We start from the raw sequence: 14,308 nt of genomic DNA on the forward strand, positions 1-14,308 counted from the left end.
GAGGATAGAGGCGCAAATGCGTCTCGATCGCATTTGCATGGCTCAATGCTTGCCGAACGGCGAGGCGGGGGAACGGAGACCGGAATTATGGGGCAGGGGGCGCGTGGCGTGGATGGAGAAGCAAGGGTGCCTTTCTCCGGCGGGAATCGATCGAGAGTCCGACAGTTGAGAGTCCGGCCGGGGCGCGGCGCGCTGCTGGGATCTTTACTCGCCGGCACCGTCTTATGCTCGGTCGGCGCGGCACCGGCCGGTGCCGCAGATTGGGAGGATCGACTGCGCCAGTTGGAACGGGCGACGTCGCAGAGCACGAGCGGCGGCAGGCTACAGGTCGCTCAGGTCGCCGATCAGGGAAAGTTTGATATCGCGGAGCAGCCGCTGATCCCGGCACTGCTTGCGTTCTCGGATATGACCGGCATCCAGCTCATCTTCGATTCGACACTGGCGCGGGATCTGACGTCTCCGGGCCTCTCCGGCTCCTTCCCGCCGGAACAGGCCCTGCGCCGGCTGCTGGCGGGCACGGGCCTTACCTACCGGTTCACCGATCCGACGACGGTCACGCTGGAGAAGGTGCAGGCGGCACAGGCGGAGTCCGGCGTCGTCACGCTCGCCCCGGTGATGGTGACCGGTGAACGCGTGACCCGATCCCTCCAGGACACGGCCACCAGTGTCGTCGTCTTCGATTCCGAAGCCATCGAGGAGCGGCCCGGCATCGAGTCGACGAACGACCTTCTGGAGCGGATTCCGAACGTCACCACGACAGGAACGACCAACCTGGCACCGGCCGTACGCGGCGTCGACGGCACCGGCCCGGCGCAAGGAGCCGACGCGTTCTTCGCCGGTGTCAGGCCGCGGCTGAATATCCAGATCGACGGACGGCCGGCAAGCTTCAACGAGGTCATCTTCGGTGACGTCGCGCTGTGGGATGTCGAGCAGGTGGAGGTGCTGCGGGGGCCGCAGAGCACGCTGCAGGGCCGCAACGCCATCGCCGGCGCGGTGGTGGTCAAGACGAAGGACCCGACCTACGACTATGAGGCCGGCGCGCGCCTCATCGCCGGAACCGAGGAGACCCGGCAGGGATCGGCCTTCGTCTCCGGACCGATCATCGAGGATCAGCTGGCGTTTCGCCTGGCCTTCGATCGCAGGACGAGCGAGAGCTTCGTCGAGATGGACCCCTATCTCGACATCGACCCGGAGGAGTTCGAGTCGACCACCGTCCGAGGCAAGCTGTTGATCGAGCCCAAGGGTATCGAAGGGTTCTCCACCGTCCTTACGGTCAACCACTCCGACCACACCGCACCGCAAACGGAGAGCGTCAAGCGCCCCTTCGACAAGCATGTGGTCTCCTATCCCGACATGCCGGTGTTCAACCCGCGCGCGACGAGCGGGATCATCGACACGACATTGGACCTCAACGACAATCTCACGGTCGAGGGCACGTTCTCGGCGACTGATCTACGCGTCGAGCGCCACGCTCGTCCCGGAGACGGCAATGCGACGATCGACGCCACCGAGTTGGTCGCGGAGCCGCGCTTGCGATTCTGGGGTCTCGACGGACGGCTGAACGGATTAGGTGGCGTCTATCTCTTCAGCGCCGACCAGGACGAATCCATCGATCTGTTCGGCGGTGGAACATTCGACGACAGTACCACGACGGCGGCGGTCTTCGCCGAAGGGACCCTTTCTGTCCTGGACGATTTCGACGTCACCTTGGGCGGCCGGTACGAAGAGGAGCATCGGAAGCGCGACGGCGGGACCGGTCCCTTTGTCATCGACTTCGAGGAAACCTATGAGGTCTTCCTGCCCAAGCTCGGCGTTGCCTGGCACGCGACCGACGAGCTGACGGTCGGCGCCATCGTGTCGAGGGGCTATAACGGCGGCGGCGCGGGCTTCACCTACGATGCGCCCTTCGAAAGCTATACCTACGATCCCGAATATGTCTGGAACTACGAGGCCTATGCGCGCGCCGACCTCTATGACGGCAAGCTCAGCCTGACGGGCAACCTGTTCTATTCCGACTACAAGGACATGCAGCTTCCGTTCGACCTGAATCCGGATCCGGCCGCATGGTCTGTGGTCGTTCGCAATGCGGACAAGGCCGTGACCTACGGCGCGGAGGTCGGGGCAAGATGGCTGGCCTTGCCGGGGCTGGAGCTCTTCGGCGGCGTCGGCCTCCTCAAGACCGAGATCGAGGACTATCCGGGGTCCGGCATTGAGGGCAACGAGCTGCCGCAGGCGCCCTCCTTCACCGCCGACTTCGGGGGCATCTACCGGCATTCGAGCGGTTTCGAGATCAGTGCGGACGCCCGCTACTCGGACGCTTATTTCTCGGATATCAACAACAATCCGCGTGGAAAGACCGATCCTTATTTCGTCGTCAATTCCCAAATCGGCTACAGCTTCTCCACCGATTTTACGAGCCTGCGGCTGTTCGCCTTCATCAACAATCTTTTCGACGCAGACGAGCCGGTTCTGCTCACCCCGGGCGCGACCCCGGCGGATGATGTTGCCAACCTGCTGTATCCGCGAACCTTCGGCGTCGGCCTGGAGATGACATTCTGACCATGCTCCGAACGAAAACGATCAAGTTCTGGTATCGCATTCACAAATGGACGAGCCTGGTCTGCACGGCGTTCCTGCTGATGCTCTGCCTGACCGGCCTGCCGCTGATCTTCTATCACGAGATCGAGCATCTACTGGGCAATGCAGTCGAGGCGCCGGCTCTGCCTGAAGGGACGCCGATGGCGCCGGTCGACGACGTGATCGAAGCGGGGGAGCGCCTGTACCCGGACGAGTTCGTGCAGTTCGTCAGCTGGGACCCTGACGAGCCGGACATCGTCTATCTCAGCTTGGCCGCTTCGCCGGCCGCATCGCCGGAGAACAACCGCCTGCTCGTGGTCGATGCGCGCACTGCCGAGGTGCTGGGCGAGCCAGTGCTGCAGGGCAGCCTGATGTTCACCCTCTACAGGCTGCATGTCGATATGTTCGCCGGGCTTGCCGGCAAATTGTTCCTCGGGCTCATGGGGTTGCTGTTCGTTGTGGCGATCATCTCCGGCGTGGTCGTCTACGGGCCATTCATGCGCCGGCTCGAATTCGGAACGGTACGCAGCGACAGGTCCCGGCGCGTGCGGTGGCTCGACCTGCACAATCTGCTCGGCATCGTCACGCTGACCTGGGCCTTGGTGGTCGGCGGGACGGGGGTCATCAACACCTGGGCCGATCTCGTCATCCAGCTCTGGCGCTCGGACCAGCTTGCGGCCATGGTCGAGCCCTATCGCGACGCGCCGCCACTGGAAGGGCTCGGCTCCCTAGACCGCGCGATCGCCACCGCGCGCGACGCCGCACCAGGCATGGTGCCGTCCTTCGTCGCTTTCCCCGGTTCGCTGTTCGCGAGCAATCATCACTATGCCGTCTTCATGCGTGGCGAGACGCCGTTGACGGAGCGGCTGCTCAAGCCGGCGCTCGTCGACGCACAGACCGGGCAGTTAACCGACGCGCGCGACATGCCGTGGTACGTGACCGCATTGCTGGTCTCGCAGCCGCTGCATTTCGGCGACTACGGCGGCATGCCGATGAAGATCATTTGGGCGCTGCTCGACATTGTCACCATCATCGTGCTCGGCAGCGGCCTTTATCTCTGGGTTGCGCGGCGGAAGACATCGGTCGAGACGCGGATCGCTGAGATCGAGCGCGGGGAGGCCAAGCCGCTTGCGACCGTCTCTCGCGAGGCATCGTGAGAAAGCCGGCCGCCGCGCGCGGGACGTATGCCTACCGCGTGTTCGCCATCCCGACCCTGCTGGCGCTACTCAGCGCCCTTGGCCTCCTGTCCGCCCTGCTCGGCGACGGGGTCTGGGATGTGCTGTCGTGGCTCACGCTCGGGGCATTGATCGTAACGATCGTCCGGCATGTCGCGCGGCCGGCACGAGCGCGATACGAAAGATCCTGAGAGTGCTATTCGGCGGGCTGCCGTTGCCGTTCCGCCAAGGACGCCGTGAGTTCAGTCTCGATCGCGTTGACCGGCCGCGTGAGGTGGGCGAGGAGGTGGTAGAGCACGGGCGTCACGAACAGCGTCAGGATCGACGCGAAACCGAGACCGCCGATTACCACGACGCCGATGGCCATCCGGCTCTCGGCGCCCGCGCCGGTGGCCAGCACCAGGGGCAGGGCGCCGAGGATCGTCGAGACCACCGTCATCAGGATGGGGCGGAAGCGCAGAGCGGAGCCTTCGAGAATCGCCTCCCTGATCGACAGGCCTTGACTGCGAAGCTGGTTCGCGAACTCGACGATCAATATTCCGTTCTTCGCGACCAGGCCGATCAGCAGGACGGCGCCGATCTGGCTGTAGACGTTCAGCGAGTTGCCAGTGAGCCACAGCGACGCAAGCCCGCCTGTCAGGGCCAGCGGCACCCCGAGCATGATGATCAGCGGATGCACGAAGCTCTCGAACTGGGCGGCCAGCACGAGGAAGACGATCACCAGCGCCAGCGCGAAGGTCATCAGCACGCCGCCGGAGGTTTCCAGATAATGGCGCGACTGCCCGGCGAAGCCGAGGCGTGCCTCGACCGGCAGCTCCTCGGCCGCGATCTCGCGCATGAAGTCGATCGCCGAGCCCAGATCGTATCCTTCACCCAACGCGGCCGAGATGGTGATGGAGGGTAGGCGATCATAGCGCCGCAACTCGGGCGCCGAGGCGACCTCCTCCAGCGTCACCAAGGTCGTGAGGGGCACGAGCTGGCCGGTCGATCCGGACCGGATGAAGATGTTGGCGAGGTCCGTCGGCGTGCCGCGGTCGTCCTCCTGCGCCTGCAGGATGACGGGATATTCGCGCCCGCGATCGATATAGTCGGTGACCTCGCGCGAGGCGAGCATCGTCTGCAGCGTGCGCCCGATCTGCTCGATCTCGACGCCGAGATCGTCGGCTCTCCGGCGGTCGATCAGCACATTGAACTGCGGCTGCGTGGCTTCGAAGTCCGTTTCGATATTCTCCAGCTTCGGGTTCTGCCGCGCGCGCCGAACAATAGCATCGGCCCATGTCTGGATGCTCTCGTAGTTCGGCCCACCAATGACGATGCGCAAAGGCTGGCTGCTGCCTCCCTGGCCGAGACCGGACGGGCTGACCGGAAAGGCACGGACCCCCGGGACCGCCGTGACCTCGGGAACGAGCGCGCGGATGATCTCCTCCTGGCTGCGCTCGCGGGTCGACCAGTCGGTCAGGCCGACCACGACGAAGGCTTCGTTCGCCTGATCGCGGCGGCCGACGAGGGCGAAGACGCGCCGCGCCTCTCCGCTGTCGCGCAGGTCCATCGCCATCGCCTCGATCTCCCGAACGCTCTCGTCGGTATAGGCTATGGTGGCGCCTTGCGGCGCGGTGATCGGGATGAAGAAGACGCCGCGGTCTTCCGTCGGCGTCAGCTCCTTGGGCAAGGTCGTATAAAACCAGACCGAGGCCGCGGAAAAAACGACGGCGAGGAAAAGGACCACCAGCGGCATCCGCAGGGTCTGGTCGAGAAGGTTGCGATAGCCGTTGCCGAGAGTGCGCAGGCCTGTCTCTAGTCCCCGGGTAATTGGACCGGCGATCGGACCCGGGCGCCCCGCGCTCCTGAGCAGCTTAGAACATAGCATCGGGCAAAGCGTCAGCGCGACGAGCGTGGAGATGGCCACCGCCGACGCCAGGACGAAGCCGAATTCGGTAAAAAGCCGACCGACACTGCCTTGCAGGAACGAGATCGGCACGAACACGGCGATGAGGGTCAGAGAGGTCGCGACGACGGCGAACGTCACCTGCCGCGTACCTAGGAAGGCCGCGACCAGGGGCTTCTCGCCGGTCTCGACTCTGCGCTGGACGTTCTCCAGGACCACGATCGCATCGTCCACGACCAGCCCGATCGCCAGCAGCAGCGCGAGGAGCGTAAGCACATTGATCGAGAAGCCGAAAGCGTGGATCAGGGCAAAGGTGCCGATGACTGCCACGGGAATCGTCACGGCCGGAACGAGGGTCGCGCTCGGCGAATAAAGAAACAGGAAGATCACGAGCACGACCAGGGCGACAGAGATTCCAAGCGCCTTCACCACCTCCCAGATCGACTGCTCGATGAAGATCGCATCGTCCGAGCTGACGGTGATCGTCATGCCGTCCGGCAGCGTCGGCCGGATCAGGTCGATCTGCTCGCGGACCTGCTGAGAAACCGCGATCGTGTTCGCCTGGGCCTGGCGGATCACGCGAAGACCCACCGCCGCCCGGCCGTCGGCCCGGACGATCGAATCGTCGTCCTCGACGCCGAGCTCGACGCGCGCCACCTCGGCGAGGCGGATCGGGTAGCCGGCCACCCGATCGACGACAATGTTCTGGAAGTCTTCGACGCGGCGCAGACGGGTGTCGGTACGCACGGTGAATTGCCGCATCTCCGACTTCAGCTCGCCGGCCGGGAGCTCGACATTGTTGCGGCGCAGCGCCGCCTCGACATCCTCGACGGCAAGGTTTCGTGCGGCGAGCGCCTGCCGGTCCAGCCATATCCGAATCGCGAAACGCCGCTCGCCGGAGATCTCGACCTGCGCCACCCCGTCCAGCGTCGAAAGCCTGTCGACGATGAAGCGGTCGGTGTAGTCCGAGATCTCGGCCGGGATCAACCGATCGCTCGTGATCGAGACGCGCATGACCGGGTCGGCGTCGCTGTCGGCCTTGACGATCCGCGGCTCTTCGGCGTCCTCGGGCAGGTCCTCCGTCACGCGCCCGACCGAGTCGCGGACGTCGTTGGCGGCTTCGTCGATGCTGCGCGAGGACTCGAACTCGATGACCGTTCGTGCCGATCCCAAACGGCTCCGCGAGGTGATGGTGCGGATCCCTTCGATACCGCTCACCGCGCCCTCGATGAGCTCAACGATCTCGGTGTCGATGATCTCCGGTGCGGCGCCCTCGTAACCCACCGAGACGGTGACCCTCGCGGAGTCGACGTCGGGTAGCTCGCGCACGGGCAGGCGCAGCAGCGACGCCAAGCCGACCACCAGGATCAGCGCGCTGAGCACGGTGGCGAAGACGGGGCGCTTTATGCTGATGTCGGAGAGGGTCACGGAAACCAGCCTGACGGCTCAGCTGGTCGGCACGGTACGGGACTGCCGGACGCGCACCGGAGCGCCGTCGCGCAGCCGCTGCAATCCGGCGACGACGACGGAATCGCCGGCCCGAAGACCCTTCAGGACCTCGACTTCTCCCACCTGACGGTGGCCGAGCTCGACCTCGACCCGCTCCGCGGTGCCGTCGCGAACCCGGAACACGTAGGTGGACCGCCCTTCAGCCACGACTGCCTCCTCCGGAATAATCACGGCGTTGGGCCGAGACCCCAGCGTCACGCGCACGACCATGAAAAGGCCGGCCGGCAGCGCATTGTCGGGATTGGGCAGCTCGGCCCGGACCCGGAACGAGCGAGCGATCGGATCGATGCGCGTGTCGATGCTGGCGATCCGGCCCGCGAAGGTCTGATCCGGAAAGGATGCGGTCGTGGCCGCGACCGCCTGGCCCCGCTGGATCCGACCGTAGAAGATTCCCGGAACGGAAAACTCGAGTTCGACCGCCGACAGGTCGTCCAGCGTCGTGACGACCGTATCCTCGTTGATCCGTGCACCGAGATCCACCTCGCGGAGTCCTACCACGCCGGCGAACGGGGCGCGGATCTGGCGATCGCGCAATCGCCGCTCCGCAGCCGCGAGTCGGGCCCGTGCCGCCGCGAAGGCGGCGTTCAGCGCATCGACCTGAGCCTGGGCGACCGTCTTGTTGGCGAGGAGCTGCCGGGCCCGTTCATATTGGGCTTCGGCATCCCGCAGCATCGCGCGGGCCTCGGCGGCATTGGCCTCTTCGATCTCGCGGTCGAGCGTGACGAGAACCTCGTCCTGTTCGACCTGCTCGCCGGCTTCGAACCGGATATCGGCAATTTGTCCCGAGGCGTTCGCCTTGATCGCGATCGACTGCTTTGCCCGGAGGGTCCCGACCGCCTCGACGTGCTGCGTGATCACGCCGGTGCGGGCTTCGGCGATCTCGACCAGGGCCGTCGGATCGGCTCGATCACTCTCCGCAATCGGAGAGCCCGCAGTCTGTGCCGTCAGATACCAGGCGGCGCCCGCAATTGTCACAAGAATCAGGATCGCGACGATTTGCCGAACGAGGCTCATGGAACCGGCTCCGTCTCGGCGAGAGGGGCCGGATGCCTCACGCGTCCTATCGAAAATCCGAAACAACGGCAGGGATCGTTTCGCATATCCGCCGTTCGTGCCATGACACCTATTTCAGGTAGATTAAGCTTTAAGAAGTCTTAAGCTACCGGAGATCCGAGGCGTTTCAAACACGTTCCTTCAAAGAAACCCCTTCGCGGTACGACAAAGGAGGCGGGAAATGGACCAGGCGATCATCGACCTCTATGACGAATACACGCACGCACCGCTGAAGCGCCGGGTGTTCCTCGCGCGCCTCGTCCAGCTCGCCGGCGGCACTGCGGCGGCGGCGGCGATCCTTGCCCGTCTGGAGCCGAATTATGCCAAAGCGGCGGTCGTCGAGCCGGACGATCCTCGTCTCGCGGTTGAGAGGCTCGACTATCCGGGGGCCACGGGCGGGGTGAGTGCCTATGTTGCCCGGCCGGCGGATGCCTCCGGTCCGCTCCCGGCCGTCATCGTCATTCACGAGAACCGGGGACTCAACCAGCATATCGAGGATGTGGCGCGGCGCGCGGCCCTGGCCGGCTTCCTGGCGCTCGCGCCCGACCTGCTGTCGCCCCTCAGCGGCACGCCTGGGGACCCGGACAGGGCCCGGGAGATGATCGGCCAGCTCGACGCGGCGCAGGCGGTTCGCGACGCGGCCGCCGCGATCGACGCCCTGAAGGCGCGACCGGACGCGAACGGACGGGTCGGCGCGGTCGGCTTCTGCTGGGGCGGGGGCGTCGTCGGACAGCTCGCGGTGGCGGCGGGCGACCGGCTGGGTGCGGCCGTCGTGTTCTACGGCCGCGCACCCGATTCGACCGAGGTCGCCAAGATCCAGGCACCGCTGCTGCTGCACTATGCCGGGCTGGACGAGCGGATCAATGCGGGTGTGCCGGCATTTCAAGGGGCCCTGGACGCGGCCGGGACCGACTACAGGCTGCACATGTATGAAGGCGTCAATCACGCCTTCCACAACGACAGCTCGGCCGAGCGCTACGACGCCGCGGCTGCGGCGCTCGCTTGGGAGCGAACGATCGACTTCCTCAATCAGCAGCTCGGGTGATTGCGCGAGACGAGGTGGAAACAGGCCAGCGCGGAACAGGCGATCATGGCGAAAATCACGGCCGTCATCGTGAGCGCGGTCCCGCTCGCGACGTAGCCGACCACCCAGCTCGCGATGGAGGCGAGCTCGACCGGACGACGTGAACGCTCGGCAAACAATACTACGAGGGACGGTAAGGAGAAAGCGGAAACCCACGACCTTCTCGGCACAGCCATTGCAGCGTCGCGCCAGAACCTGATCCGTTCGCATCGAACCAGCATATGCGCCTTTTTGCAGCCAGACCCCCTTGCTCTGCGCAGCGAGTCGGGGCATAGAAAAATATCCGCCCGGTCCTCCGCCAAGGAACATCCGTTCCGCTTCGCGTGTTGGACCGATGGCTTATCTCGGCCTAGAGCCTGATCCGATCACATCGATTCGATCGGTGGATCAGTCTCGAATTGTTTGAATGAGAGGACGATTCACTGATCAGGTCGGGTCAACCTGATCGGATCGTACTCTAGCATGGATGCATCCCAGCACTACAGAGAGGTTCAGCATGGCGCAAAGACGAGCGGCGGGTCGTTCCGCCCGGATCTCGAACTCATCTTTCGGGCGACGACACGTCCTCGCCGGTTCCTGCGCCGTGCTTGCGACCGCGCTCCTGCCGAATGCTGGATCGGCAGCGACCGGGAGCGAGACCGGGACGTCGATCGAGGCGCTGCTCGGTCTCTCCGAGCGCCGACTTGTACTCTACAATCCGCGCACGCTTGAAAATCTCGACCTGGTCTATTGGCGTGACGGCCATTACGACCCGATTGTGCTCCGGGCCGTCAACTGGTTCATGCGCGACATTCGGGCCGAGGCGGCGAAGGACATCGATTGCGCGCTCCTCGACCTCATCTGCTCGATGCACCGCGCCACGGAATCAGACGAGCCGTTCACGATCCTGAGCGGCTATCGCTCGGAGCAGACCAATCATCAGCTGATCGAGATGGGGGTCCATGCCGCGGAGAACAGCTTCCACATCCAGGGCAAGGCCGTCGATCTGCGCATGTCCGGATTTTCAACCAAGGGATTGAGATATCTTGCGGCGGAACGGCAGGTCGGCGGAATCGGCTACTATCCGCAGGACGGATTCCTTCACCTCGACACCGGGCCGATCCGCTTTTGGCAGGGATAGAGCCTGACCCGATCACATCGATGTCAGGGCGGCGTCCGGTCACGCCGGGCGCGGCGCGCTAGGTCGACCGAACAGATAGCCTTGACCGTAATCGATGCCGAGGCCGCGCAGCGCCTCCGCCTGCTCTTTCGTCTCGATCATCTCCGCGACGGTCTCGATGCCGAGATCGCGGCACAGGCCGACCGTCGCCTTGATGATCGCGCGATCGCGATCGACCGAGAGCATGCGCTGGACATAGGCGCCGTCGATCTTGACGAAATCGACGGTGAGTGCCTCGAGATAGGGAAACGAGGTCGCGCCGGTGCCGAAATCGTCGAGGCAGACGCGATGGCCGTCACGCCGAAGCCGCTGCAGTACAGTCTCGGCGTGTGCGAGATCGTCGATCTGGCTGGTTTCGGTTATCTCGAACATTAGCTTCTTGCGGATCGAGTCGTTCCGATTGAGCATCGTTCGCAGCGTCGCCACGAAGCTGTCGCTGCCCAGTGAGCGGGCGGATAGGTTCACCGCAACCTCGGGTAGTGGGTTTCGCTGGGCGTTGTCGAGCAGGAGGCGGACCACCCGTTCACAGACGGCAAGATCCACCTCGCTGCTCAGATCCACGCTTTCGGCAAAGCCAAGGAGTGAAACGGGCGATTCTCCTTTGACTGTTCGCAGCAGCGCTTCGTAATGATGCAACACGCCGGTTCGCAGGTTGACGATCGGCTGAAGCACGATGTGGAAGTCTCGAGTGGCGACTGTCTGGCGCAATGCGGTGATGCGTGACGCGGTTTCGGCGAGAAGCTCCGTCATGCCCGCGACCAGCGACGGTGTTGACAGCGCCTCCACGCCGGCGGTGGCGAATTTCGACAGGACATAGCCGAGTGCCCGGGCGCCATCGGCCGCGGTCAGATCGGCTGTCGACAGTTGCAGGCTGTGACGGTGAACGGCCACGCCGCGGCCCCGGGGGTCTGCATCGCCTGCCAAAGTGGCGATGTGCCGTTCGACGTCGGCGATCTCGACCGAGGGCTCATGAAGCAACCCGAACCGGTCCGGACCCAGGCGCACCGCCGCATCGCCCTCAAGCGATGCCGCCCGCAGGACCGCGCCGATATCGGCCATTAGATTGGCCCCGGCATCGCCGTCGAGACAGGACTGAAGCTCAGGGACCCCGGACAATTCGAGCAGCGTCAACTCAGCGTGGTCGCCGCCGTCGCCGTTCGCCTGCAACCAAGTCGTGGCCCGATCCCGGAAATCGGCTTCGGCGAGCAGCCCCGTAGCCTCGTCGCGGTTGCTCGCCGGCACTTGGTTCCAGGATACCTTGCCGCCTGTCACCGCTAGATGCGTCAATCCGTCGCTGTCGGGCAGCCGAAAGCCGGCAAGCCATACCGATTGCTTGCCCTGGGCAAACCGGACCGGGAGTGGCTGAAAGCGCATGCCGCTTTTGACACGATCGAGCGCCGCGGCGACAAGGCGGCGGTCATCCAGTGCAACCAGATTTAGCAGCGATTGTCCAACAAGAGCGGACGCATCGCGACCCGTGAACTGGCGGGCGGCGCCGGAGGCGAACTGGATGCTGCGCTTTGCGTCGATTTCCAGAAGAAGATCCGCCGCGGCGAAAGCGAAGGCGACAAAGCGGTCTCGCTCGTTCCGAAGACTCGTTTCCTGGGCAAGAGGATTCGCCAAGCTAAAATTCCTGTGGGTACTTGTTCGCCGAGCTGTGCGCCAATACCAATCGCCTGTCCCGACGACTTATAGTGAACCGATGTGGTTACCGGCTGCTTAACGCGGAATTGGTGACGCAGCGGCCGCAAATGGATAGGTTCCCGCGATGATCCGAATTTCCGACAGCATCGCCATCGACGAGCGGGAGATCGCGGAGAGTTTCGTCCGCGCCTCTGGGCCTGGCGGTCAAAACGTGAACAAGCTGGCGACGGCGGTTCAGCTCCGCTTCGACGTCCGCCGCTCGCGGACGCTTCCGGATGATGTGCGGGCGCGGCTGGAGCGGCTCGCGGGCCGGCGAGTGACTCAGGACGGTGTGCTCGTCATCACCGCCCAGCGCTATCGCACCCAGGAGCGCAACCGCGTGGATGCGCTGGAGCGGCTGGTGGATCTGATTCGTCGCGCTGCTGTCCCGCCGGTGCCGAGACGGGCCACCAAACCAACAGCGGGCGCACGCCGCCGTCGCCTGGATGAAAAAGGGCGCCGCTCCGCCATGAAGAAACTGCGGAGCGCACGGCCGCCACCGGAATAGGGGCAGGGCCACGGGCCCCCGGCGGACCCCGACGCCAGCAGGCAACATCTCCACCCTCCAAATCGGCTCTCGTTTCCGCGGGTCGATTTGCGATATAGGGATGTGCCGCCGACCGCTCTTCGGGACGAGGTGGGGCATGGTAGGGGGAATTGAATGAAAGTCCGCATCGACATGGGATCGGCGTCGACGCCTCGAGGACTGGGCGCGGAGACGCCGGCGACGCTCGATCTTGAGGAGTTGCTCGCGACGCGCCTGCTGGTGCAGGGGAATTCCGGGTCCGGCAAGTCGCACCTGCTCCGCCGCCTGCTCGAGCAGAGCGCTCCTTGGGTGCAGCAGGTCATTATCGATCCCGAGGGCGACTTCGTGACGCTGGCGGACGCGTTCAGCCATATGGTCGTCGACGCTGCCGCCCACACGGAGGGCGCCCTGCATCGGATCGCCGGCCGGGTTCGTGAGCACCGCGTCTCCGTCGTTCTCAATCTGGAGGATCTCGACGTCGAGATGCAGATGCGCCACGCCGCGGCCTTTCTCGCCGGGCTGTTCGATGCCGATCGTGATTTCTGGTACCCGATGCTTGTGGTCGTCGACGAGGCGCAGCTCTTCGCCCCGTCCGCGGCCGGCGAAGTCTCCGACGATGCGCGCAAGGCCTCGCTCGGCGCCATGACCGACCTCATGTGCCGTGGCCGCAAGCGCGGGCTGGCCGGGGTGATCGCGACCCAGCGCCTCGCCAAGCTCGCCAAGAACGTCGCGGCCGAGGCGTCGAATTTCCTGATGGGCCGCACCTTCCTCGATATCGACATGGCGCGCGCCGCCGACCTGCTCGGCATGGAGCGCCGGCAGGCCGAGATGTTCCGGGACCTGGAGCGCGGCCACTTCGTGGCACTCGGCCCGGCACTCGCCAAGCGCCCTCTACCGATCCGGATCGGCGAGGTGCAGACCTCCGGACGGAGCGGCAGCCCGAAGCTGACGCCGCTGCCGGAGACGCCGGAGGACGTTCACGAACTGATCCTGAAGCCGGGCGAGCCCGAGATACCGCGGCCGCCCGTGCGACGGCCGGCTCCGTCGGCGAGTGCGGATGCAATCCTTCAACAGCTGGCCCAGTCGCGGCCGGCGCCGGCGGAGACCGGTCCGGCGGCCGAAGAGCGGGCCGCCGAGCTTGGGCCGGTGTTCGACGAGATCCTGCGCCGGATCCTCGCCGACCCGGAGGCGGCATTCCGCTCCGTCGCGGTCCTCTATCAGGACTTCCTGGTCCACTGCCGGATGCACAAGATCGGCGCCGAGGCGCTCGATCTGCCCGCTTTCCGGCGGAAGCTGGTGATGGCCCGTGCGGGCGTCGACGCCGCCACGGCTGACAGCCCGGAGTGGGAGAGGGCGGTTTCCGCGGCGGCGGAATTGCCGGAGGACATCCGGGGCGTGTTCCTGCTGCTGGCCCGCGCCGCGGTTACGCAGGCACCATGCCCCTCGGACGGCGAGGTCGCGCGGGCTTGCGGCAGCCATTCACCGGGGCGGGCGCGACGTCTCCTGGCCTATATGGAGCAGCGCGGCTTCGTCGTCTCCCGCGTCGAACGCGACGGCAATCGCGTCATCGCGCTGCCCGGCCTGGACTGCGAAACGGCGCCCGGCGACCCTCTTGCCACCGAGGCACCGCAGCAGCTGATGGCGGGAGACTGAGCAA

At 65.4% G+C, this 14,308-nt stretch carries 10 protein-coding genes; 7 read left to right on the plus strand and 3 right to left on the minus strand.

Going from position 1 to position 14,308, the window contains the following annotated elements; all coding sequences use genetic code 11:
• The first annotated feature begins 165 nt into the window (after positions 1-165).
• From DT069_RS00940 to DT069_RS00950, 3 genes are read left to right on the plus strand one after another with little or no spacing between them, the layout of a single operon-like run.
• A complete protein-coding gene (locus tag DT069_RS00940; protein ID WP_162912897.1) occupies positions 166-2,559 on the plus strand; it encodes a TonB-dependent receptor in 2,394 nt (797 codons plus the stop codon).
• A gap of 2 nt (positions 2,560-2,561) precedes the next feature.
• A complete protein-coding gene (locus DT069_RS00945) occupies positions 2,562-3,734 on the plus strand; it encodes a PepSY-associated TM helix domain-containing protein (RefSeq protein ID WP_119458389.1) in 1,173 nt (390 codons plus the stop codon).
• A complete protein-coding gene (locus tag DT069_RS00950) occupies positions 3,731-3,943 on the plus strand; it encodes a hypothetical protein (protein WP_119458390.1) in 213 nt (70 codons plus the stop codon). The genes DT069_RS00945 and DT069_RS00950 overlap by 4 nt, the downstream gene beginning before the upstream one ends.
• A 5-nt stretch (positions 3,944-3,948) precedes the next feature.
• Here DT069_RS00950 and DT069_RS00955 read toward each other — a convergent pair whose 3' ends face one another.
• Positions 3,949-7,065, minus strand: coding sequence for an efflux RND transporter permease subunit (locus tag DT069_RS00955; RefSeq protein WP_119458391.1), 3,117 nt, complete (start codon positions 7,063-7,065; stop codon positions 3,949-3,951).
• 18 nt (positions 7,066-7,083) lie between these two features.
• Positions 7,084-8,160, minus strand: coding sequence for an efflux RND transporter periplasmic adaptor subunit (locus tag DT069_RS00960; protein WP_119458392.1), 1,077 nt, complete (start codon positions 8,158-8,160; stop codon positions 7,084-7,086).
• 154 nt (positions 8,161-8,314) lie between these two features.
• Between DT069_RS00960 and DT069_RS00965 the strand changes: the two genes are divergently transcribed.
• Positions 8,315-9,244, plus strand: a complete 930-nt coding sequence (locus DT069_RS00965; protein ID WP_425449970.1) for a dienelactone hydrolase family protein — start codon at positions 8,315-8,317, stop codon at positions 9,242-9,244.
• 535 nt (positions 9,245-9,779) lie between these two features.
• Positions 9,780-10,403: a YcbK family protein gene (locus DT069_RS00970; protein ID WP_162912898.1), complete on the plus strand. Its 624-nt coding sequence runs from the start codon at positions 9,780-9,782 to the stop codon at positions 10,401-10,403.
• A gap of 39 nt (positions 10,404-10,442) precedes the next feature.
• Here DT069_RS00970 and DT069_RS00975 read toward each other — a convergent pair whose 3' ends face one another.
• On the minus strand, positions 10,443-12,065 hold the full coding sequence (locus DT069_RS00975; protein ID WP_119458395.1) for an EAL domain-containing protein: 1,623 nt from the start codon (positions 12,063-12,065) through the stop codon (positions 10,443-10,445).
• A gap of 145 nt (positions 12,066-12,210) precedes the next feature.
• Here DT069_RS00975 and arfB point away from each other — a divergent pair, with 145 nt between their 5' ends.
• Together arfB and DT069_RS00985 are read left to right on the plus strand one after the other, a co-directional pair.
• Positions 12,211-12,633 (plus strand): alternative ribosome rescue aminoacyl-tRNA hydrolase ArfB, encoded by a 423-nt coding sequence (gene arfB / locus DT069_RS00980; protein ID WP_119458396.1) that lies wholly within the window; start codon positions 12,211-12,213, stop codon positions 12,631-12,633.
• A gap of 153 nt (positions 12,634-12,786) precedes the next feature.
• Positions 12,787-14,304, plus strand: a complete 1,518-nt coding sequence (locus DT069_RS00985) for an ATP-binding protein (protein ID WP_119458397.1) — start codon at positions 12,787-12,789, stop codon at positions 14,302-14,304.
• The last annotated feature ends 4 nt before the right edge of the window (positions 14,305-14,308 follow it).

This window comes from Virgifigura deserti (genome assembly GCA_003576685.1).
GTDB classification, from domain to species: domain Bacteria; phylum Pseudomonadota; class Alphaproteobacteria; order Dongiales; family Dongiaceae; genus Virgifigura; species Virgifigura deserti.